22 protein-coding genes are annotated in these 20,337 nt (G+C 68.8%); 15 read left to right on the top strand and 7 right to left on the bottom strand.

All coding sequences use genetic code 11. From position 1 onward, the window contains the following. Window position 1 precedes the first annotated feature (1 nt). The 4 genes from ACLJO0_RS17340 (at window position 2) to mptB (ending at window position 5,227) form a co-directional block, all read left to right on the top strand. On the top strand, window positions 2–1,033 hold the full coding sequence (locus ACLJO0_RS17340; protein ID WP_410579536.1) for an ABC transporter permease: 1,032 nt from the start codon (window positions 2–4) through the stop codon (window positions 1,031–1,033). Next, a complete protein-coding gene (locus ACLJO0_RS17335; RefSeq protein WP_410579535.1) occupies window positions 1,030–1,935 on the top strand; it encodes an ABC transporter permease in 906 nt (301 codons plus the stop codon). Before ACLJO0_RS17340 ends, ACLJO0_RS17335 begins: the two co-directional genes overlap by 4 nt. Then, window positions 1,932–3,581 carry a nickel ABC transporter ATP-binding protein NikE gene (gene nikE / locus ACLJO0_RS17330; RefSeq protein ID WP_410579534.1) on the top strand — a complete coding sequence of 550 codons (1,650 nt, stop codon included), beginning with the start codon at window positions 1,932–1,934 and terminating at the stop codon, window positions 3,579–3,581. Before ACLJO0_RS17335 ends, nikE begins: the two co-directional genes overlap by 4 nt. Before the next feature lie 83 nt (window positions 3,582–3,664). Next, complete coding sequence (mptB, locus tag ACLJO0_RS17325) at window positions 3,665–5,227, top strand: polyprenol phosphomannose-dependent alpha 1,6 mannosyltransferase MptB (protein WP_410579533.1); 1,563 nt, start codon at window positions 3,665–3,667, stop codon at window positions 5,225–5,227. A gap of 170 nt (window positions 5,228–5,397) precedes the next feature. On the opposite strand, the gene ACLJO0_RS17320 is transcribed toward mptB, so the two are convergent. Genes ACLJO0_RS17320 through ACLJO0_RS17305 form a run of 4 tightly spaced genes read right to left on the bottom strand, consistent with a single transcriptional unit; the run spans window position 5,398 to window position 9,334 of the window. Then, on the bottom strand, window positions 5,398–5,814 hold the full coding sequence (locus ACLJO0_RS17320) for a TIGR03668 family PPOX class F420-dependent oxidoreductase (protein ID WP_410579532.1): 417 nt from the start codon (window positions 5,812–5,814) through the stop codon (window positions 5,398–5,400). A 20-nt stretch (window positions 5,815–5,834) separates the two neighbouring features. Beyond that, window positions 5,835–6,461, bottom strand: coding sequence for a class I SAM-dependent methyltransferase (locus ACLJO0_RS17315; RefSeq protein ID WP_410579531.1), 627 nt, complete (start codon window positions 6,459–6,461; stop codon window positions 5,835–5,837). A 48-nt stretch (window positions 6,462–6,509) separates the two neighbouring features. Then, the gene (locus ACLJO0_RS17310) at window positions 6,510–7,397 is read right to left on the bottom strand and encodes an LD-carboxypeptidase (RefSeq protein ID WP_410579530.1); all 888 of its coding nucleotides are present in this window, start codon (window positions 7,395–7,397) and stop codon (window positions 6,510–6,512) included. Continuing rightward, window positions 7,394–9,334 (bottom strand): S9 family peptidase, encoded by a 1,941-nt coding sequence (locus ACLJO0_RS17305; RefSeq protein WP_410579529.1) that lies wholly within the window; start codon window positions 9,332–9,334, stop codon window positions 7,394–7,396. Before ACLJO0_RS17305 ends, ACLJO0_RS17310 begins: the two co-directional genes overlap by 4 nt. A gap of 121 nt (window positions 9,335–9,455) precedes the next feature. Here ACLJO0_RS17305 and ACLJO0_RS17300 point away from each other — a divergent pair, with 121 nt between their 5' ends. The 7 genes from ACLJO0_RS17300 to ACLJO0_RS17270 all read left to right on the top strand — a co-directional run bounded on the left by ACLJO0_RS17300 (window position 9,456) and on the right by ACLJO0_RS17270 (window position 15,510). Further along, window positions 9,456–10,031, top strand: a complete 576-nt coding sequence (locus ACLJO0_RS17300; RefSeq protein ID WP_125678033.1) for a DUF3090 domain-containing protein — start codon at window positions 9,456–9,458, stop codon at window positions 10,029–10,031. A gap of 4 nt (window positions 10,032–10,035) precedes the next feature. Beyond that, window positions 10,036–10,818, top strand: a complete 783-nt coding sequence (locus tag ACLJO0_RS17295; RefSeq protein ID WP_410579528.1) for an SCO1664 family protein — start codon at window positions 10,036–10,038, stop codon at window positions 10,816–10,818. Then, window positions 10,803–11,702 (top strand): aminoglycoside phosphotransferase family protein, encoded by a 900-nt coding sequence (locus ACLJO0_RS17290; protein ID WP_410579527.1) that lies wholly within the window; start codon window positions 10,803–10,805, stop codon window positions 11,700–11,702. Before ACLJO0_RS17295 ends, ACLJO0_RS17290 begins: the two co-directional genes overlap by 16 nt. 94 nt (window positions 11,703–11,796) lie before the next feature. Next, window positions 11,797–12,612 carry a DUF3097 domain-containing protein gene (locus ACLJO0_RS17285; RefSeq protein ID WP_125787763.1) on the top strand — a complete coding sequence of 272 codons (816 nt, stop codon included), beginning with the start codon at window positions 11,797–11,799 and terminating at the stop codon, window positions 12,610–12,612. A gap of 95 nt (window positions 12,613–12,707) precedes the next feature. Then, window positions 12,708–13,139, top strand: coding sequence for an NfeD family protein (locus ACLJO0_RS17280; RefSeq protein WP_125787764.1), 432 nt, complete (start codon window positions 12,708–12,710; stop codon window positions 13,137–13,139). Window positions 13,140–13,197: 58 nt separating this feature from the next. Further along, the gene (locus ACLJO0_RS17275) at window positions 13,198–14,523 is read left to right on the top strand and encodes an SPFH domain-containing protein (RefSeq protein WP_410579883.1); all 1,326 of its coding nucleotides are present in this window, start codon (window positions 13,198–13,200) and stop codon (window positions 14,521–14,523) included. A gap of 504 nt (window positions 14,524–15,027) precedes the next feature. Then, window positions 15,028–15,510, top strand: a complete 483-nt coding sequence (locus tag ACLJO0_RS17270; RefSeq protein ID WP_410579526.1) for a pyridoxamine 5'-phosphate oxidase family protein — start codon at window positions 15,028–15,030, stop codon at window positions 15,508–15,510. Here ACLJO0_RS17270 and ACLJO0_RS17265 read toward each other — a convergent pair. Genes ACLJO0_RS17265 through ACLJO0_RS17255 form a run of 3 tightly spaced genes read right to left on the bottom strand, consistent with a single transcriptional unit; the run spans window position 15,500 to window position 17,900 of the window. Next, window positions 15,500–15,874, bottom strand: a complete 375-nt coding sequence (locus tag ACLJO0_RS17265) for a MerR family transcriptional regulator (protein WP_410579525.1) — start codon at window positions 15,872–15,874, stop codon at window positions 15,500–15,502. The genes ACLJO0_RS17270 and ACLJO0_RS17265 overlap by 11 nt on opposite strands. Further along, window positions 15,871–17,319 (bottom strand): DHA2 family efflux MFS transporter permease subunit, encoded by a 1,449-nt coding sequence (locus tag ACLJO0_RS17260; RefSeq protein ID WP_410579524.1) that lies wholly within the window; start codon window positions 17,317–17,319, stop codon window positions 15,871–15,873. The genes ACLJO0_RS17265 and ACLJO0_RS17260 overlap by 4 nt, the downstream gene beginning before the upstream one ends. Beyond that, window positions 17,316–17,900 (bottom strand): NADPH-dependent FMN reductase, encoded by a 585-nt coding sequence (locus ACLJO0_RS17255; RefSeq protein ID WP_410579523.1) that lies wholly within the window; start codon window positions 17,898–17,900, stop codon window positions 17,316–17,318. The genes ACLJO0_RS17260 and ACLJO0_RS17255 overlap by 4 nt, the downstream gene beginning before the upstream one ends. Before the next feature lie 42 nt (window positions 17,901–17,942). Here ACLJO0_RS17255 and ACLJO0_RS17250 point away from each other — a divergent pair, with 42 nt between their 5' ends. From ACLJO0_RS17250 to ACLJO0_RS17235, 4 genes are read left to right on the top strand one after another with little or no spacing between them, the layout of a single operon-like run. Beyond that, window positions 17,943–19,031: a hypothetical protein gene (locus ACLJO0_RS17250; RefSeq protein ID WP_410579522.1), complete on the top strand. Its 1,089-nt coding sequence runs from the start codon at window positions 17,943–17,945 to the stop codon at window positions 19,029–19,031. Between the two features lie 25 nt (window positions 19,032–19,056). Next, window positions 19,057–19,443, top strand: a complete 387-nt coding sequence (locus tag ACLJO0_RS17245; RefSeq protein WP_410579521.1) for a VOC family protein — start codon at window positions 19,057–19,059, stop codon at window positions 19,441–19,443. Then, window positions 19,443–19,760 (top strand): metalloregulator ArsR/SmtB family transcription factor, encoded by a 318-nt coding sequence (locus ACLJO0_RS17240; RefSeq protein ID WP_125795946.1) that lies wholly within the window; start codon window positions 19,443–19,445, stop codon window positions 19,758–19,760. Before ACLJO0_RS17245 ends, ACLJO0_RS17240 begins: the two co-directional genes overlap by 1 nt. After that, window positions 19,706–20,194: an SRPBCC family protein gene (locus ACLJO0_RS17235; protein ID WP_410579882.1), complete on the top strand. Its 489-nt coding sequence runs from the start codon at window positions 19,706–19,708 to the stop codon at window positions 20,192–20,194. Before ACLJO0_RS17240 ends, ACLJO0_RS17235 begins: the two co-directional genes overlap by 55 nt. Window positions 20,195–20,337 lie beyond the last annotated feature (143 nt).

The raw sequence follows: 20,337 nt of genomic DNA, 5'->3' as shown, positions 1-20,337 counted from the left end.
GTTGACCGAAGCACTCAGTTCCCTCGGCCAGACCCCGGCGCTCGTCGATCCCGACGAGCGCCGGGGCGGGACCGGCACCGCCCGGTTCGTGCTCTCCAAGATCGGCGGCGCGCTGGCGAGCCTCGCGCTCGTCGTCGTGCTGGGATTCTTCCTGTTCCGGACACTGCCCGGCGATCCCGTGCGGTTCATGGTCCGCGACCGGCCGACCGACCCGAAGATGATGGCCGAGCTGCGCGAGCAGATGGGCGTCGACAAGCCGCTGCTGCAACAGTTCTGGGACTACGTCGTCGGCCTGCTCCAGGGCGACATGGGGGTCTCGTACCTGCAGCGGCGCCCGGTCTTCGACATGGTCGGCGAGCGGTTGTGGCCGACGATCCTGCTCGTCGGCAGCGCGACCGTGCTCGCGGTGATGCTCGGCCTGTGGCTCGGCATCCGCGCGGGCTGGCGCCGGGGGAGCAGGTTCGACAAGGTCCAAACAGGACTCGCGCTGACGCTGTGGTCGGTACCGCAGTTCTGGCTCGGGCTCATGTTGCTGGTGGCCAGCAATGGTCTCTTCCCGAGCCGTGGCATGCATTCCCCGGATGTCGCGCCGGGCTTCTTCAGCGAAGGGCTCGACGTTCTCCACCATCTGGTGCTGCCGTGCGTGACCCTGCTGGTGGTGTTCTACGCGCAGTACATGCTGGTCATGCGGTCGTCCCTGATCGGCGAGATGAATTCGGACTACCTCACCACCGCGCGGGCCAAGGGGCTGCGCGACGACCTCGTCCGCAAGCGGCACGCCGTGCCCAACGCCCTGCTGCCGACGGTGACGCTGGTCTTCATGCAGTTCGGGATGGTCGTCTCGGGTGCGGTCTCGGTGGAGGCCGTGTTCAGCTGGCCGGGGCTCGGGCAGCTGCTCTACGAAGCGCTCCGCGGGCCTGATCTGCCTGTCCTGCAAGGAGTCTTCGTCACCCTCGCGGGTGCGGTGGTGCTGATGAACCTGCTCGCGGAGTTGCTCTACCGCGTGCTCGACCCCAGGGTGCGGACGGCATGACCACAGCGGAAAAACCCGGTTCGATCGTCTGGCGCCGCCGCCGTGAGTCGGTGGCGAAGCGCTGGCACGAGTTCACGACGAACAAGGCGGGTGTCTTCGGACTGGCCTTCCTCGGCCTCATCACGCTGCTGGCCATCCTCGCGCCGGTGATCTCGGACGAGTCCGGCCTCGACGTCACCAAGGCCGAAGGCAGTTCGCTGGAACCGCCCAGCGGCGAGTTCTGGCTGGGCACCGACATCGACGGCCGTTCGGTGCTGCTGATGACGTTCTGGGGCGCGCGGATCTCGCTGCTCACCGGCTTCTCGGCGGCATTCCTCTCGGTGCTGATCGGCACCGTCATCGGGATCGCGGCCGCGCATTTCGGCGGCTGGCTGTCCGGGCTGTTGCTGCGGTTCACGGACTTCTTCCTGGTGCTGCCGTCGCTCGTCCTCGCCGTGGCGCTCGCCTCGGTGCTGGATCAGGGCACGATGACGGTGATCATCGCCATCGGCGTCACCGCCTGGCCCAGCACCGCGCGCCTGGTCCGCGCGCAGACCCTGACGATCGAGGGCCGCCCGTACATCGAGCGCGCGAAAGCGCTCGGCGGCGGTCACCTGCACATCGTCGGCAAGCACGTCCTTCCCGGCGTGATGCCGCTCGTGCTGGCCAACACCACGCTCGTCGTGGGCAACGCGGTCATCGCGGACGCGACGCTGGCGTTCCTCGGCGTCGGCAACCCGAACACCGTCTCCTGGGGAGCCATGCTGCAGACCGCCTTGAACAACGGCGCGATCAGCAAGGGCGCCTGGTGGAACCTGCTGCCGCCGGGTATCGCGATCGTCGTGGTCGTTCTCGCCTTCACCCTCGTCGGACGCGCGCTGGAGACCGTGCTGAACCCGCGCCTGAAGGGACAGCACTCATGAGCTCCTTGCTGGAACTGAAGAACCTCGGCGTCACCTACGCCACCGGAAGCGGTGAGGTCGCCGCCGTGCGCGGCGTCAGCCTCGTGCTCGAACCCGGCGACACCCTCGGGGTGGCGGGGGAGTCGGGGTCGGGGAAGTCGACCGTCGCGATGAGCGTCCTGCGGCTGCTCCCGCGGTCGGCGAAGGTCAGCGGAGAGATCCTGCTGGACGGCGAAGACGTCACGGCCATGAAGTGGGGCAGGCTGCGCGCGGTGCGCTGGGCCGAGGCCTCGGTCGTGTTCCAGGGCGCGATGCACGCGCTCAACCCGGTCCGCCGGATCGGCGAGCAGATCGCCGAGCCGATCCGCCTGCACCCGCCCGGCGGCAAGGCGCTGTCGGACGGTGAGATCAACGCCAAGGTCAAGGAACTGCTCGAACAGGTCGACCTGCCGCCCGGCCGCGCCGGGGCGTACCCGCACGAGCTGTCCGGCGGCCAGAAACAGCGCGTCATGATCGCGATGGCGCTGGCCTGCTCGCCGCGGCTGATCATCGCGGACGAGCCGACCACCGCGCTCGACGTCGTCGTCCAGGCACAGGTGCTCGACCTGCTGGGCAGGCTGGTCGCCGAACAGGGGATCGGGCTGATCATGATCAGCCACGACCTGTCGGTGCTCGCCGCGACCTGCCGTCGGATCGCGGTGATGTACGACGGCGAGATCGTCGAGGAACGGCCGAGCGCGGAGCTGATGAGCGCGCCGCGGCACGAGCACAGCAAGGCGCTGGCGGCCGCGTTCCCGACCGTCGGCGACCCGGTGTCGCGGTTCGCGCCCGCCACCAGCACGCCGTTGCCGCCGGAACCGGAACGCGTCGGTGATCAGCCCGCGCTGCTGGAGGCCGAGGACTTGCGCGTCAGCTTCCGCGACCGAACCGGCAAGCGGATCAACGCCGTCGCCGGGGTGAGCCTCCAGGTGCGGAAGGACGAGATCGTCGCACTCGTCGGCCAGTCAGGCTCCGGCAAGACGACACTGGCCAGGACGCTGCTCGGGCTGCAGAAACCCGACTCCGGCGCGGTGCGGTACGCCGGGAAACCGGTCCCGCTCGGCGGCGCCGGGCTCAAGGCCTACCGGCGGCAGGTCCAGCTCGTGCTGCAGGACCCGACGAGCGCGCTGAACCCGAACCACACGGTGTACGAGGCCGTCGCGGAAGGCCCCCGCATCCACGGAATGGCCGCGAACGAGCACGAGCTCGTCATCAAGGCCCTCGAAGCGGCCGAACTGCGGCCCGCGGAGAAGTTCCTCGAACGGCTCCCGCACGAGCTGTCCGGCGGGCAGCGGCAGCGGGTCGTCATCGCGGGTGCGCTCGCGCTGGACCCCGGCGTGATCGTGGCAGACGAACCGGTGGCCTCACTCGACGCGTCGGTGCGAGGGGAGATCCTCGCACTGTTGCTGCGCCTGCGACGTGAGCTGGGTCTCGCCGGGCTCGTGATCACCCACGACCTCGGGCTGGCCTGGAACATCGCCGACCGGGTCGCGGTGATGTATCGCGGGGAACTGGTGGAGGTCGGTACCGTGGAAGAGGTCCTGCTGGACCCGAAACACGACTACACGAAGTCGCTGCTCGCGGCGTTGCCCGGTGGCACCGCCCAGCGTGCGGCGGCCGACCGCTGAGCGAGGGGATTCCCGTGTCCGACGCGGGAAACACCCATTGCCGCGCACACGCACAGGCGCGGTGTGTAACCTCCAATCTCGAAATGGCGACCACGACAGACTCCCCGCAGACGCCCTCGGCCGGTTCCCTCGGCGAGCGGCTCCGGGTGCCTTCCCGGTTCCCGTACCGCACCATCGCGATGGGAACCATAGGCAGCACGCTGCTGATGCTGGCGGCGCTCGGCGCCGGCGGCATCCTCATCCGTGACCCGATCCTGGGGCACGGACCGTTGTCGTGGATCCGGTACGGCCACGGCCGCATCCTCGCCAACGCGATGCTCTACACGGGCTTCGGGCTGATCATCTGGGCGTGGGTCCGGCTCGGCCGCTACGCACTCGCAGGCCGGATCGGTAGCCGTCCGATCGTGATCGCCGCCGCCTGCTGGATGGCGCCTCTGCTGGTCTCGCCGCCGCTGTTCACCCGCGACGTGTTCTCCTACCTCGCGCAGGGCGCTCAGCTTCTCAACGGGCTCGACCCGTACGCCAACGGCCCCGCCGAGCTGGTCGTGCTGCCGGACGTCGTACAGAACGTGCACCCGCTGTGGCAGACCACGCCCGCGCCGTACGGCCCGCTGTTCCTGCTGGTCGCCAAGGGGATCGTCTCGGTCACCGGCAACGACATGATCGCCGGTGTCATCGCGACCCGGCTGGTCCTGATGATCGGCTTGGTCGGGATGCTGTGGTCGCTGCCGAGGCTGGTCAAGCACCTCGGCGGCAAACTGCCGATCACCCTGTGGCTCGCCATCGCCAGCCCGATGACGGTCATCCACCTCGTCGGCGGCCCGCACAACGACCTGCTGATGCTGGGCTTCCTCACCGTCGGCGTGCTGGCCGCGCTGGAGCGCAAACACGTCGTCGCGATCGTCCTGGTCACCGTCGGCATGCTGATCAAACCCACCGCGGCGTGGGCGCTGCCGTTCCTGGTCTGGGTGTGGGCGAACCACCTGCCCGGCGACCGGAAGGTGGTCAACTTCTTCCGCGCGGGCGCCGCGTCGGTCGGGATCTTCCTGCCGGTGTTCGTCGCGGGCACGTGGCTGTCGCTCGGTTCGGTCAACCTCGGCTGGCTGACCGGCCTCAAGGCGCCGACGCTGATCGCGAACTGGATGAACTTCCCGACCGGGATCGGCGAGATCTTCTACTCGCTGGTGAACCTGGTGATCGACGTCGAGGTCTCGCCGTTCGTCACCGTGTTCCGGGCGATCGCGATGGTCGGCCTGTTCGTCTTCGCCGGCCGCCAATGGTGGCTCGCCCGCAACGGCGGCAACCCGGCGATCCACCGGATGGCGATCGTCCTGCTGGCCGGCGCGATCGTCCCGCCGCCCTCGCTGCCGTGGTACCTGACCTGGGGTTTCGTGGTCCTGTCCGCGTTCGAGTGGCGCCGCCGGAACCTCGCGGTCGTCGTCGCGGTGTCGGTGTTCGTGACGCTGGTCTACTACCCGACAGGGGAGCAGGCGCTGTACGACTGGTGGTTCATGGCGGGCGTCGTCGCGGCGAGCGTGTACGCGGCCGCGTCGCTGCTGCGGCCGGATCCGCTGGGCATCGTCTCGGCTTGGCGGGGGAGGCCGGTGGAGCAGTTCCTGCCCGCCGAGGCTCCTCGCTCCTCCTGATTTTCGGTACATGAAGGCCCCCTTCCTTGCGCTAGACGCAAGGAAGGGGGCCTTCATGTACTTGGGCTGCGGACGCGGTCCGCTGTGGCGGCCACCAAAGTGTATAACGACCTATACGGCACGGCGACGGCGTTGTCGCCGCATGGCGGCAACCACGCCGAAAAGAAGGCTCAGGAAGCCCGCCACCCACTCCAGGAGTGGACCAGCGTGCTCACCACGGCATGCGGAGCGGGTTGCGCCTCGTACTGTGGATACTTCTCCCGCAGCAGCCGCACCGGCAGTGCCTGCTCGTCGGGATCGGTCAGTACTCGGGCGACACCGTCTGCCCGGGCCCACCACAGTCCGGTCCAGTGCTCGGCATAGTGGTCGGTCAGGAAGCTGACCACCGGGTTCTCCGCGATGTTCTTCAGCCGCCGCAAGGCCGTGGTGCTCTTCGGCTTGTGATCGATCGCGAACGTGACCGAGTCGCCTTCGACGACGAACGTCACCGGTACCAGATGTGGCACGCCGTCCGAGCCCGTCGTCGCGAGCCTCGCTATCCGCTCGCCTTCGAACCGTGACCGGGCTTCCGCAGGCGTCATCCGCATGCCGTGACGGTACCCAGGCGCTAGCCCGAGCGTCGCACGCGGAGCACGTTGTCCGAACGCGTTCCGTTCTGTCCTTCCGGTCCCGGAAAATCGTGCGTGATCAGGTCTTGCCGCTCCACGGTCCACTCACCGTCGGCCAGCGCCAGCGTTTCGAGGACCTCGGCCGTCGTCGGGAAGTGGGCGTGCTTGTGCGGCGGCTCTTCCATCCACGTCGGCCAGCCCGCGTGGCCGGCGACCACCAGGGTGCCGCCCGGGGTGACGGCCTCGGCGGCGCGGCGGAGTGCCTTGTCCCGCTCGCCGTCCACCTCGACGGGGGAGTGGAAGAACTGCGCGGAAACGAGGTCGAAGCGCCCCTCCGGGAACGACTTCGCCAGGTCGTGACGTTCCCAGACGATGCCTTCGACGCCGGCCTCGGCCGCGTGCCCGGCAGCACGTTCGAGCGCGACCTCCGAGATGTCGACGGCGGTGACGCGCCAACCCTGCCGCGCGAGCCAGATGGCGTCGCCGCCTTCGCCGCAGCCGAGATCGAGTGCAGTGCCCGGCGTGAGCGAGGTGACCTCGTTCACCAGGATCGGGTTCGCCTTACCGCTCCAGACCTGCTCTTTGTCGCGATAGAAGTCTTCCCAGAACTGTTGTGTGGAATCCATGTCCGAAAGATGCCCTTGGTTCGGTCAAACGCGCAAGTTCCGTTGCCGTTATGGCAAGACCTGAAGGGTGCCCGCGTCCGCGTCGAGGGTGGCCCGCGCACCGAGGGGGATGGTCGGCGACGCGGGGACGTGCCCGACGCCGAATTCCCAGGCCGTGGGCACGCCGAGGGGGCCGAGACGGTCGAGCATCAGGGCTCGGATCGCCTCGGGCTCACCGCAGGACTTCCACGAACCCAGCACGAAGCCGCGTACGCCGTCGAGCCAGCCGGAACGGAGCAACTGCGTGAGCATCCGATCGATCCGGTAGAGGCTCTCGGTGACGTCCTCCAGCACCACGATCGCGTCGCGGGCCGAGCCTTGTTCCGGAGCACCGAGGCATGCGGCCAGCAGGGCGAGGTTGCCGCCGACGAGTGTGCCGGTCGCGGTGCCCGGCACGAGCGGTGACGACGTCGGCGACGCGATCGTCCGCACGGAGTCCGGCTCGAACAACGAAAGCCGCAGGTGTTCGGCGGCGACCGCGTCGAACAGCGTGGTCGCGGGCATGGGCGAGAACAGCGTCCCCAGTCCCAAGCGGACGTTCACGGCCAGGTGCAGTGCCGTCACGTCGCTCGACCCGGCGAACATCTTGGGCCCGGCCGTCCGCAGCGCCGCCCAGTCGACGAGGTCGAGCATCCGCTGTGAGCCGTAGCCGCCGCGGGCGGCGAGGACGCAGGTCACCCCGGGGTCCAGCCAGGCGCGGGTGAATTCGGCGGCTCGTGCCTCGTCGGATGCCGACAGGTAGCCGGTGGACGCCGCGCGGACGCACTCGCCGACGTGGACTTCGACGCCCCAACCGCGGAGGACAGGCAGTGCCTTCTCGACCAGATCCGCCGGGACCGGACCCGCCGGGGCGACCAAGGCGATCGTGTCGCCCGGCCGCGTCTTCGCCGGCCTCATCGGCTCAGCCGGAGCTTCGGCACGCCGGGCGTCTCGAAGCCGAAGACCTGACCGTAGAACGACAACTCCGCTTCGAGCGCGGCCACGATCGTCTCCGCCTTCCGGAAACCGTGCTGCTCGCCCTCGAACCTCAGGTAGGCGTGCTCGATGCCGCGCCCCGCCAGCCCGGCCACGAACCGATCCGCCTGCTCCGGCGGGCAGATCTCGTCCTCCAGGCCCTGCAAGAACAACAACGGGCCGGCGAGGGTGCCCGCGTTGTTGATCGGCGACCGGTCCCGGTAACGCTGTGCGCATTCCGGCAGCGGCCCGACCAGGCCGTCGAGGTAGCGGGACTCGAAGTCGTGCGTCTCACCGCCGTCACCGGTCCACTGGCCGAGGTCGAGGATCGGGTACATCACGGTGCCCGCGCGGTAGGTCGTCGTGGTGGTCAGCGAGGCGGCGGAGGTGTACCCACCCGCGCTGCCGCCGCGGATCGCCAGCCTGTCGCCGTCGACGGTGCCTTCGGCGGCGAGAGCTTCGGCGACGGTGACACAGTCCGCGACGTCGACGACGCCCCACTGTTCCCGCAGCCGTTCGCGGTAGGCGCGGCCGTATCCGGTCGAGCCGCCGTAGTTCACCGTGACGACGGCGATCCCGCGGCTGGTGAAGTACGCGATCTCGTAGTCGAGCACCGCGCTGTCCCGGCCGGTCGGTCCGCCGTGCGGGTACACGAACAGCGGCGGACGTTCGCCGTCCGGCGCGGTGAAGTCGGCGTTCGCGGGCAGATAGACGAAGGCAGGGATCTGGTCGCCGTCGTCGGTCTTGAAGATCCGCTCCACCGGCGTCGACAGGTAGGCGGGCGACGGAGGTTCGGGCGCCGACGCGAGTTCGGTGACCGTCTTGGCGTCGAGATCGACCTTCACGACGGCGCCTTCGCGTGCCGGGCCTGCCGCGACGCCGACCACGTAGCCGTCGTGCACGGCGAAACCGTTGGTGGACCACGCGGTGAGGTCGGCGGCGGCCGCCACCGGGGTCACTTGCCGCGTCGTCTCGTCGAGGACGGCGAGCTTGCCCGAGGCGATGACGGCGAACTTGCCGTCCCCGAGCGGCGTGAACCAGCGGGCGCCGAGTTTCCACTGCGCACCGCCGATCTCCTGCTCCAACGGTGCGAGGTTCGTGATGACGCCGTCGAGTCCGACGCGGTGCAGATTCCACCAGCCGTCCGGGTCGAGCAGGGCCAGCAGGCTGTCCGCCGTCTCCCATTCGACCTGGCAGACGGAGACGTCCGCCGCGCCGGCGAGGACGCGATGGGGCCCGAAGGCCCCGTCCTCGCGGAGTTCGGCGACGCACAGTTCCGTGCCGTCCCAAGGCATCGCGGGATGGTTCCAGCCGATCCACGCCGCATGCGTGCCGTCGGGGGAGAGCTGCGGCGCGGTGAGGAAGTGGTGACTGGCCGTCAACACCCGTTCCGGGCCGCCGTCGAGAGGAACGGCGATGAGGTCGCGGGCGATGTCGACGCGCCGTGGGCCGGTGCTGCGTTCGCGTACCAGCCACACTTCGCCGGTCCGGCCGGGTCGCAGGTCGCTGTAGCGGATCTGGTGCCGGGTGGCCGGTTCCGGGGTGAGCGGAGTCGTCTCGCCGGTGGTCAGGTCGCGGCGGTAGACGCGCTGATCGGCCCAGTGGGTGAAGACCAGGTCGTCGCCGACGACGAGCCAGGGACGGCCGCCGTACTCGTGGACCCGGTTCCGGACGTTCCACGGAGCGGGAAGGACGTCTTCGACCGTGCCGCCGGCGCGGGACCTCACGAGGGTCACGCGGCCGCCCTCACCGGTTCTCGCTTCGGCCCACCACACCTCGTTTCCCGCCGTTCCGAGCCATTGCGCGCTGACTCCCGAGGCCGCGACATCGACGGCCGACAGGGGAGACGTCCAGGTGCCGTAAGGGGCGATCTCAACCACAGGGGAAGACTAGGTTCGTCCCTTTGCCGATGACGGCCCGGGGCGCGGCGGTTTCGCCCTTGGCTGAACCTTGGGGCGGCGGATGCCGATCATGAGGCCGTGGCCTAGGGTCAACGGTGCCATGTCTCGCGTAATCCACGTCTTCCGCCAGCCCGACCGGTTCGTCGCAGGAACCGTCGGTGAGCCCGGCGACCGCACGTTCTACCTCCAGGCGTCCGAGGACGTCCGCACGATCAGTGTGACGATCGAAAAACAGCAGGTCGTGGTCTTGGCCGAAAGGCTCGGCTCGCTGCTGGAAGAGGTCGCCAGCCGGTTCGGCGCGGACGTACCGGACGACGCGCCCGACGAGCTCCTCGACGTCGACCCCCTCACGGTTCCGGTCGAGGAGGAGTTCCGCGTCGGCACCATGGGTCTCGGCTGGGACGCGGAGAGCAGCGCCGTCGTCATCGAACTACTCGCGATGACGGAAGGCGAGGTGGACGAAACGGTCGTTCTGGACGACACCGAAGAAGGTCCGGACGCAGTCCGTGTCTTCCTGAGCCCTGGCGCGGCGCGCGCTTTCGCGGAGCGAGCGGACCGGGTGGTCAACGCCGGCCGCAAGCCGTGCCCGCTGTGCGCCGAGCCGCTCGACCCGGCGGGCCACATCTGCCCGCGGCAGAACGGGTACCGGCGCGACGTCGACGTCCTCGAGGACTGACCGGGTGACGGAGACTTCGCGGGAGCTGGTGACGCGCGGCAAGATCGACGTCGAAGGCAGGCTCGTCGACGCCTCCAACGTCACGCTCTTCTGCACGATCGAACTCGACGGCGTCACCGGCAACGTCGTGTACAAACCGGTGTCCGGTGAGCGGCCGTTGTGGGACTTCCCGGACGGGACACTCGCCGGCCGCGAGGTCGCGACGGCCATGGTCGCCGATGCCTCCGGGCTCGGCGCGATCCCGCCAACGGTGCTGCGCGACGGGCCGTTCGGGCCCGGCATGGTGCAGCTGTGGATCGAGACCACCGACGAGGAACTGGTCGACGTCCGCTCCCCGGACAACCTGCCGGACGACTGGCGCGTCGTGCTGCACGCACACGATCGCGACGGTGAACCCGCGGTGCTCGCGCACGCGGACCGGCAGGGGATGCGGGAACTCGCCCTGCTCGACATCGTGGTCAACAACACCGACCGCAAGGGCGGTCACGTGCTCGCCGGTGCCGACGGCCGGATCTACGGCGTCGACCACGGCATCTGCCTGCACACCGACCCGAAGCTGAGGACGGTGCTCTGGGGCTGGATCGGTGAGCGGCTGACCGAGGCCGAGGTCGGCAGGCTTCGTGGTCTGCGCGAGCGGCTGGACGGCGAACTCGGCGACGCGCTCGGCGAGCACCTCACGGGTTTCGAGATCCGCGCGCTGGCCGAGCGCACCGACCTGCTTCTGGCGGAGGGTGTCTTCCCGGAGCCCGGCGACGACTGGCGCGCCATCCCGTGGCCGCTGTTCTGAAGGTGCTGGACGATCAGGCCCGCGCACGCCTGATCAAGCGATTCGGCGACGACGTCACGGCGTGGTGCGACGAGCTGCCCGTACTCGTGGCGCGGCTGGCGGCGCGGTGGGGGCTCACCGTCGTCGACGCGAAGCCGGGCAACACCGGCCGGACCCTGATCTGTGCGGGGGAAGACGGCGCCAAGAAGGTCCTCAAACTCACCCCGGATCGCGCGATCGCCGAGTCCGAGGCCGCCGCGCTCCGCGCGTGGGACGGCTGTTCGCGGGTCGTGCAGGTGCTCGCCACCGAACTCGCCGACGGGGCGATCCTGCTGGAGGGCATCGATCCCGGCACGCAATTGCTGGAGGCGGGGGCGAACGTGCCGTGGGCGGAGGTCGGTGATCTGCTGACCCAGATCCATGCGGTGACGCCGCCGTCGGGCTTCTCGACGCTGGAAGACCGGGTCGTCTTCATGTACGGCCTCGCCGAGCGAGGGCTGCGCGGATCGGTGGCCGAGTCCACGCTGTCGCTGGAGACGCTCGATCGCGCCCGGCTGCGGGCGCTGGCTCTCGCGACCGATGGGGGAGGGACCGCGATCGTGCACGGCGACCTGCATCCGGGCAACGTCCTCGACGGCGGGCCCGGACGGGGCGCGGTCGCGATCGATCCGCGGCCGAGCGTCGGCGACCCGTTCTTCGATCTGGCCGATTGGGTCACGCTGCCGATGAAAGAAGGCGGCACGCTCGAAGACGGCTTCGACGCGATCGCCCCGCATCTTCCCGGATTCGACGCCGGCCGAGTGCGCGCGTGGTGTGTCGCACTCGCGCCGCTGTTCGTGATGCGCCCGCTCGAACGGGGTGAGCGGACCCCGTTCGTCGAAGCGATGCTGTCATTCTGTCGGTGAAGAGTCCGCGATCGACGTCGGCAGGGCGGCGGATGGCCGCCTGACCGGCGTGGCGGGGAGACGCCGGCCGCGTGCCCCGATAGCGTCGATCGCCGTGCGCTCCCATTCGTACGACGACGTGCTGTCCGGTCCGCGCAAGCGGAAGATCCCCGAGGTGCCCGCCGAACCCGGGCTCGTGGTCGAAGACCCGGCCAGCGGCTACTGCGGTGCCGTGGTGAAGATCGAGTACGGCAACGTCGTCCTCGAAGACCGGCACGGCAAGCACCGCGTGTTCCCGCTGAATCCCGCGGGTTTCCTGCTCGAAGGCAAACCGGTCACGCTGGTGCCCGCCAAGGCCGCACCGAAGACCCCGGCCAGGCGGATCTCCGCGTCCGGGTCGGTCCAGGTCCAAGGGCTCAAGGCCCGGGTCGCCCGCGATTCGCGCATCTGGGTGGAGGGCAAGCACGACGCCGAACTCGTCGAACGGGTCTGGGGACATGACCTGCGGGTCGAGGGCGTGGTGGTGGAACCACTCGATGGTGTGGACGTGCTCGCCGATCGCATCGACGAATTCGGCACCGGGACCGGCCGTCGCCTCGGTGTGCTGGTGGACCATCTGGTCGCCGGCAGCAAGGAATCCCGGATCGTCGACGGAATCCGCGACGAGAACGTGCTGATCACCGGGCATCCGTACATCGACATCTGGGAGGCCGTGAAACCCGCGGTCGTCGGCATCCGCGGCTGGCCGAAGATCCCGCGTGGCACGGAGTGGAAACAGGGTGTCTGCGACGCGCTCGGCTGGGGCGAGCCGTGGGAGGGCTGGCAGCGCGTCCTGGCGGCGGTCGGCAGCTACCGGGATCTGGAAACGCCGCTGATCGGAGCGGTGGAGCGGCTCATCGACTTCGTCTCCGATCCGGGCGAGGAGTCCTGAATGACCGGTTTGCGCGAGGTCACTCAAGGTCACGCGTCGGTCACGTCGGTTTCGCTTCTTCGGTATGAATCGGCGCGATCTGGGAGCATGAACGCATGACAGGCGCTCTCATCTGGCTGATCGCCGGGATCCTCTTGATCATCGCCGAGCTGCTCTCGGGTGACCTGTTCCTGCTCATGGTCGGCGCGGGAGCCCTGTTCGGGGCAGGCTCCGCCGCACTGACCGGGAACCCGTTCATCGACGTCGCGGTGTTCGCCGTCGCCTCGGTCGGGATGCTCGCCCTCGTCCGGCCCGCCCTCAAACGCCGGTTCCTCGCGGGGCCGGACATCAAGACCAACACCGACGCGCTGATCGGCGCGCGAGCGGTAGTAGTGTCCACAGTGGACGTCGAAGCCGGGCAGGTGAAGCTGGCGGGCGACGTCTGGTCGGCCAGGGCCATGACCGAAGGGGAACCGATCGCCCCGGGGACATCGGTGACGGTCGTCGAGATCTCGGGCGCCACGGCGGTCGTCTCCGCCGAGCTGTGAGCCGGACGGCCGAACGGCAAAGGGTTTCTACGTAAGGGGAAGGTAGTTGTCAGAAACAGTGGTGTTCATCGTCGTCGGATTGCTCGCGTTGTTCGTGGTCGTCGTCGTGGTCAAGGCGATCATGGTGGTGCCGCAGGCGCAGTCCGCTGTGATCGAACGGCTGGGCCGGTTCCGGACGGTGGCTTCTCCCGGCCTGACGTTTCTGGTGCCCTTCCTGGACAAGGTGCGGGCGCGGATCGACCTCCGCGAGCAGGTCGTCTCGTTCCCGCCGCAGCCCGTGATCACCGAGGACAACCTGACCGTGTCGATCGACACGGTCGTGTACTTCCAGGTGACCGATTCGCGCGCGGCGGTCTACGAGATCTCGAACTACATCGTCGGTGTCGAGCAGCTGACCACCACGACACTGCGTAACGTCGTCGGTGGCATGAGCCTCGAGCAGACGCTGACCTCGCGTGACTCGATCAACAGCCAGCTTCGCGGGGTGCTCGACGAGGCCACCGGCCGCTGGGGCATCCGCGTCGCCCGGGTCGAGCTGAAGGCGATCGACCCGCCGCCCTCCATCCAGGACTCGATGGAGAAGCAGATGCGTGCCGACCGTGAGAAGCGCGCGATGATCCTGACCGCCGAAGGTCAGCGGGAATCGGCGATCAAGACCGCGGAAGGTCAGAAGCAGAGCCAGATCCTCGCGGCCGAAGGTGCCAAGCAGGCCGCGATCCTTGGCGCGGAGGCCGAGCGGCAGTCGAGGATCCTGCGGGCGCAGGGTGAACGTGCCGCCCGGTACCTTCAGGCGCAGGGTCAGGCGAAGGCCATCGAGAAGGTCTTCGCGGCGATCAAGGCCGGGCGTCCCACGCCCGAGGTCCTGGCGTACCAGTACCTGCAGACCCTGCCGCAGCTGGCGCAGGGTGACGCGAACAAGGTCTGGATGATCCCGAGCGACTACGGCAAGGCCCTGGAAGGCTTCGCCCGCGCGCTCGGCGCCCCCGGCGACGACGGCGTGTTCCGCTACGAACCGCCGAAGGAAGAACCGGTCGAGAAGCCGGACCTGGAGGACGAAGAGGTCCAGGGCTGGTTCGACACCTCCAGCGACCCGAAGGTCGCCGAGGCCGTCGCGGCCGCGGAAGCCGTGGCACGCAAGGAAGTTCCGGCGCTGGGCGTCGCGACACCGCGGCAGGAGCCGCCCGCTCCGCGGCAGGTCGCTCCCGAGCCGGAGGCCGCACCGGAGCCTCAGGTTCCGCCGCCCTCCCGGTTGCCGCAGCCGCAGCCGCCTGCCGGTCCGCAGGGTGGCCCGTACCAGGGGCCGCCGTCGCAGGGGCCGGGCAGCGGCCCGTTCCCGCAGCAGGGTCCGTTCGGTGGGCCGCAGGGCGGTCCGCCGCAGCACTGAGTCAGGTGAAGGAAGAGGGCCGTCCCGGTTTGGGCGGCCCTCTTCGTTTGCGTTAGTGGGTTTCGGCAGTGTGTGAAGGAGGCCTGCACGGACTCGATGACCGCCACATTCGCCCCACAGGCACCAGTGGTCACAGCAGTGGCGCGTGACGGACCCCTTCCCCGGCTCAGCCGAGGAAACTCGACCTTCACACCTTGCCGAGGTACATGAAGGACCCCTTCACTGCGCCAGGCGCAAGGAAGGGGTCCTTCATGTATGTCCAGTCCGCCTCACCAGGAGCGCCACCGACCAGCGGTTATTCGACTTTGCCGGGACCTGGGCTGAGCCGAGTGAACGGGGCCCTCCACGCGCAGCCGCTGCGACTGCTGGTGCCCGCTGAAGGTAGTGAGGGCCTCTTTCCTTACCCTCAGGGTAGGTAAGGAGGCCTTCACGGACTCGTTCCCGATCGACGAAATCCCGATCGTCACTGGACCTCGACCCCGGTCGAGGTTGCAGGGTGACGCCATGGACTCATCGGTTTTCGCGATACAGGGCTTCCTCGACGAGCCGCGCTTGCCTGCGAGCGTCGCCACCACCACGGGCCGAGGGAACCCGGCGCTGGCGATGATGTGGTTCGTGGCCGAGGAGGGCAGGCTGTGGTTCCACACCCCGGTGTCCGACGGCCCGCCGTCTCCGTTCCTGGCCGCGGCTCGCGACGATCGCGAAGTCGCTGTCATGGTCGCGACCTTCGCCCCGCCGGATGATGTCCGTCAGGTGCGGATGACCGGGCCGGCGAGGCTGGAAGCCAAGGACGTGAGCCGGATCCGCCGCATCTACGAGCGCTACGTTCCCGCCTGGTCGCCGTCCTGGGCCGAGCATGCCGCGTCGCCTGACGCGCGGCTGTGGTCGATGTCCCCTGACCGGGGTATGGCCGTGGCCTACCCCGGTCTGGAGAACCGCCCGGTGTTCCGTTGGTCGAACGCGGCGGACGGACCGTTCAGCTCCTGATGAAGTCGAGCGTCCGGTACTCGTCGACCACGGCGGCGAGTTCGGCGATGCGGGCCTGCCCGGCGTCGACGAGTCGTTGCCCGGCGCGTGACCACTGCCCGAGGTCGGAGGACATCGGCGGGATCTCGGCCAGGATCTCCGCGCTTTCGGCGAGGCTGAGCCCGACCCGCTGGGCGGCGACCGCGAGCCGGATCCGGCAGATGGCGTCGATCGTGAACCGGCGCGCGTTGCCGGTGGTGCGTTCGGCGGCGATCACGCGGTAGCGCTCGTAGTAGCGGACGGCGTTGGCCGAGACCCCGGCCTTGCTCGCGACCTCGCTGACGGTCAGCCGGGCTTCCGCCAGGGATTGTGTCGGCGTTGTCATGCTGCGCTCCGTACCGTGATGGATTCCGCCGCCGGAGTGGGCTTGGTCCGCAGCCTGACCACCAGGGCGAGCACCATGACCGCGAGGACACCGACGAGTGTCAGACGATACGCGTCGACGATCTCCCCGGTGAGCGCCGAGCCCGCCGACTGATCGCTCAGCGCGGCGAGACCCTGCCCGGCGGTGGCGGCCGCGATCAGCCCGGTGAACGCCGCGCTCACCGCCGCCGTGCCGACCGCGCTCGCGATGGTGCTGGACAAGGGAAGGATCGCGGAACCGGATGCGAGGTCCGGGCCGCGCAGGTTCCGGCCCGCGCTCACGATGGTGGGCATCATGATCGCCCCCGTGCCCGCCCCTTGGAGCACTCCCAAGATCGCCAACACTGGGTAAGGCGTGTCCGGTGTGAGGACGAGGATGGTCAGGGCGGTCGAGATGATCGCGAGACTCAGTCCGGTCCCGACGACTATCCGCGGGCCGAAGCGTTCCAGAACGCGGGCGGCGAACTGGATGGTGAGGCCCATCCCGATCGTGCTCGGCACCATCATCAGCGCGCTGATCATGGCCGAATCGCCGCGCATCACCTGAATGTAGGCAGGCATCAGCAGCATCGAGCCGAAGTACGGCCCGGCGTACAGGACGAGGACCGCGGCGTTGCGCCCGAACGTCCTGTCGCGCAGCAGCCGGACGTTCAGCAGCGGCGCGTGATGCCTCCACGACCTTCGAAGGAACACGGCCATGAGCGCGAGTCCGGCGGCGACGATCGCCGCCCGGACGTCCATGCCGACCGTCTCTTCGCTGAATCCGTACGCCACCGCGACCACACCGGGGACGAGCAGCAGGCCGCCGGCGAAATCGATCGGAGCGCGTTCCGCCGACGGGGTGTCGGCGGGCACCCAGCGCAACACGCCGGCGACGCCGAGCAGGGCGGGCGGAACGGTGATGAAGAACAGCGCCCGCCACGACAAGCTGTCCAGCAGGAGCCCGCCGAGCATCGGGCCGAGGATCGGCCCGATCAGCAGTGGCAGACCGGTGATCGTGGTCATCCGGCTCCGGCGTTCCGGGGACACCGCGCCGAAACCGATGGTCATCCCCAGTGGATTGATGAGGCCGCCGGCGAGCCCCTGCACCGCCCGTGCGGCGATCAGCCAGCCCAGATCGCCGGCGGCTCCGGCGGCCGCGGACGCCGCCGCGAACACGAGCAGCGCGACCAGGTACACCCGGCGGGCTCCCCAGCGTTGCGCGAAAGTCGCCGCCAGCGGCATCGCCGCGACCATGCCGAGCGCGTACGCGGTCACGATCCACTGGATCGTGGTGAGCGACGCGGAGAAGGTCGTCATGAACCGCGGCAGCGCGACGGCGACGATCGTGGTGTCGAGAACGGCCATCAGCCCGCCGAGCGCGATCACCGCGGCGATGCGCAGTTCTTGTCCGGTCAGGCGGTTCATGCCGCACTCGCCTGAGCCGCGACGCGTCCGGCGCGCAGGGTGCGGGCCCACCAGCCCAGTTCGGTCATCGTCGCGACCAGCGCGCCGCGCTCGCCTTCGGTGCCCTCGTACCCGTTCGGGCCCAGGCGGTTCCAGGGAGCGTTCAGCAGCACCGCGTCGCGGATGGTGGTGGCTCGAAGTTCGGGGAAGATCAGCCGCAGCTGCTCGATCGCGCGGATGCCGCCCGAACCGGCACCGTAGCCGACGAACGCGACGGGTTTGTACGCCCATTCGGAGAAGTGCCAGTCGATCGCGTTCTTCAGCGCAGCCGGGAAACTGTGGTTGTACTCCGGGGTGACGACGAGGTAGGCGTCGGCCACACGCAACCTGTCGCTGATCACCGTCTCGGTGCCGCCGGGTTGCGTTCCCTGCAAGGGCAGATCGATGTCGGCGAGGTCGATGGGGTCGACCTCCAGCCCGTCGATCGCGGCGAGTTCGGTCAGCAGCCAGCCCGTGATGGCGTCGGCGAATCGTTCGTGCCGGACGCTGCCGATGATCACAGCGAGGCGAAGGGGGGACTGGGCGGTGTTTTCCGTGGTCATGCCGAAGACGCTAAAAGCTCGTCCATAGGCGAACTCAAGCTCTTGCGGCGCTGGTCACGAACCCTGGACCTCTATTTAAGTGGAGGTTGTAAGGGAAGGTGTTGCGGTAAGCCTTCGGTCATGTACGACTACGGTGATGACCCGGATGACCTGGCGAAATTGGGACTGCATTGCTTCTGCCTCGGTGCGCGAAGCACGCCGCATCATGTCGTGAGGATGGACGACAACGGCCGTCTGCTTTTCCGCGCACGAATGGGCGTCAGTCGCACGGAACTGCGGGAACTGGGTTTCGAACCGCTGGACAGTCAGATCGCGCTGTTGCAGGCGTACCGCCTCATTTCCGTCGAAGGCGATCGCCTGGTGACCACGTTTCCTGTACTCGGCTCCAAGGAGACGGCCGGATTGCGCGCCCGAACGGCACGGCTCGCCGCCGCGATCGTGCCGGGAATCGCGAACGATGTCTCCGCGCTCACCGATGTCCTGGCGGGTCAGGGGCTGGCGCATTGCGCCTACGGTGTGCTCTTCGGCTACGTGATCGATGGCCTCGTCTGGGATCGCCTCCGGGTGGACGGCTTGCTTCCTTCCACGGAACTGAGTATCGAGCACCCCTACTGGAATGGTGTGTTCTGGGCGGTTCATCCTCCACGTGAGGGTGCGATGGGTACCAACGAAGTCGAGGAAGCCGGAGTCAGGCTGACGATGGTCTGGACGGAGCCGACGGTGCGTGCCTTGAATCGGCTGGCCGAGGCCGAGTCTCTGCGGCGGTCGCTGCGCACGGTTTCCCGTGGCGACCTTCCATGCGAATCCGTCGTGACCGAGGACGGGCAAGAGTGGACGCTCGTCGACGACAACGGGAGGCCGACGATTCCGATCATCGGGCGGCGGGACGCCGATCCTGTTCACGAGATCGGCCTGCGGATCGCGGAGAAGATCGTTTCCGCGCTGCCGCGGGATCTTCGGGAAGTCGGCGTGGTCGTGGCGACCCACGAGTCGATCTGGGATCTGATGTCCGCCCTGGAAGTGGCCGACTTCATCCGGCGACCGCGGGTGTTCGGCGACTCGAAGGCGACGCCTGGCTCTCGTGGCGCGCAGATGTTCCTTTCGGTCGAAGGGGCCGGGATTGACACGTAGGAAATCTCCTACGTATGGTGGCGGCATGAACATCGACCGCGTGCAGTTCCTCACCGTTCCGGTTGCCGATCAGGCCAAGGCGCGCGACTTCTACGTCGGCAAGCTCGGTTTCGACCTGATCGTCGACGTCAGCGGGCCGCACGGCCCGTTCGTCATGGTCGGCCCCAAAGGGGCGGAGACCGGCATCGTCCTTGTCGACCGCGCTGTCGGCGGGATCGACCACGAGACGCGCGTGCATTTCCAGCTGAGTACCGCCGACCTCGATGCCGACATCGCCGAGCTTCGCGCCCAGGGCATCGAGGTCGACGACGCGGAGGAGATGCCGTGGGGTCGCGTGACCTCGTTGAAGGATCCCGACGGCAACGCGATGGGATTGCTCGAACCGTCCGGCTACGGCAACTGGCCGCGCTAGTGCCGGTCAACGATGACGTCTTCGCCGCGCTCGCCAACCCGGCCCGTCGCGAGGTGCTGGGAATCCTTCTCGACGGCCCGCGGGCGGCGGGGGAGATCGCCGAACGCTTCGACATGCGGCGGCCCAGCCTGTCGGAACACCTTCGGGTGCTGCGTGAGGCCGGCCTCGTCCGGGAAGAGCGGCAAGGGCGCAACCGCGTCTACTCTCTCGAGGCCGCTCCGCTGCAAGAGGTCTCCGACTGGCTTTCGCCCTACGAGCGCTACTGGCGCGGCAAGCTGGGCAACCTGCGCGACCTGTTGGACGAGGAGGAGTTCTGAACGACGAGGACCCGACGGCCGTTCATGTCGATCAGTTCCTGGCGCATCCGCCGCGCAAGGTGTGGCGTGCGCTGACCGAACCACAGCTGCTCGAACGCTGGCTCCGGATGCCGAACGACATCAAACCCGTTGTGGGGCACCGGTTCGAACTGCTCGCGGACCCCGTTCCCGCCGCCGGATTCGAAGGCGGCCCGGTCGCCTGCGAGGTACTGGCCGTCGAGCCGGAACGGTTGCTGAGCATCAGCTGGGGTCCGGAGTGGACGGTGACGTGGCGGCTTGAGCCGGAGGGCCGGGGGACCAGGCTGTTCCTCAGTCACGAGGGCTTCGATCCCGACGACGAGTTCCAGCGGATGTCACGCCGGATCATGGGCGGCGGCTGGCGCACCGGGGTTCCGAAGGCACTGGCGCGGGTGCTGGACGAGATGGCGGACTAGAGGTTGCTCGCTGGCGTTCCGGTACCTGCTGGAATCTGACCTCGGCTCGGTGGCTGCGGGTGAGTGGGGAAGATTCGGGACGTTGAACGTCCCGAATCTTCCCCACTCACCCGCAGGGCGCGTTGAACGTCCCGGATCTTCCG

It is taken from the genome of Amycolatopsis sp. lyj-108, assembly GCF_046549005.1.
Lineage (GTDB): Bacteria > Actinomycetota > Actinomycetes > Mycobacteriales > Pseudonocardiaceae > Amycolatopsis.
Note: the sequence above shows the minus strand (reverse complement) of the source record. Positions and strands in the feature narration are given on the sequence as shown.

Excerpts from the sequence above, each read along its gene's own strand:
- ACLJO0_RS17300 (WP_125678033.1), top strand. The coding sequence starts at position 9,456 with ATGTCTCGCGTAATCCACGTCTTCCGCCAGCCCGACCGGTTCGTCGCA.
- nikE (WP_410579534.1), top strand. The coding sequence starts at position 1,932 with ATGAGCTCCTTGCTGGAACTGAAGAACCTCGGCGTCACCTACGCCACC.
- ACLJO0_RS17265 (WP_410579525.1), bottom strand. The coding sequence starts at position 15,874 with ATGACAACGCCGACACAATCCCTGGCGGAAGCCCGGCTGACCGTCAGC.
- ACLJO0_RS17260 (WP_410579524.1), bottom strand. The coding sequence starts at position 17,319 with ATGAACCGCCTGACCGGACAAGAACTGCGCATCGCCGCGGTGATCGCG.
- ACLJO0_RS17270 (WP_410579526.1), top strand. The coding sequence starts at position 15,028 with ATGGACTCATCGGTTTTCGCGATACAGGGCTTCCTCGACGAGCCGCGC.
- ACLJO0_RS17280 (WP_125787764.1), top strand. The coding sequence starts at position 12,708 with ATGACAGGCGCTCTCATCTGGCTGATCGCCGGGATCCTCTTGATCATC.
- ACLJO0_RS17335 (WP_410579535.1), top strand. The coding sequence starts at position 1,030 with ATGACCACAGCGGAAAAACCCGGTTCGATCGTCTGGCGCCGCCGCCGT.
- ACLJO0_RS17315 (WP_410579531.1), bottom strand. The coding sequence starts at position 6,461 with ATGGATTCCACACAACAGTTCTGGGAAGACTTCTATCGCGACAAAGAG.
- ACLJO0_RS17245 (WP_410579521.1), top strand. The coding sequence starts at position 19,057 with ATGAACATCGACCGCGTGCAGTTCCTCACCGTTCCGGTTGCCGATCAG.
- ACLJO0_RS17320 (WP_410579532.1), bottom strand. The coding sequence starts at position 5,814 with ATGCGGATGACGCCTGCGGAAGCCCGGTCACGGTTCGAAGGCGAGCGG.
- mptB (WP_410579533.1), top strand. The coding sequence starts at position 3,665 with ATGGCGACCACGACAGACTCCCCGCAGACGCCCTCGGCCGGTTCCCTC.
- ACLJO0_RS17310 (WP_410579530.1), bottom strand. The coding sequence starts at position 7,397 with ATGAGGCCGGCGAAGACGCGGCCGGGCGACACGATCGCCTTGGTCGCC.
- ACLJO0_RS17255 (WP_410579523.1), bottom strand. The coding sequence starts at position 17,900 with ATGACCACGGAAAACACCGCCCAGTCCCCCCTTCGCCTCGCTGTGATC.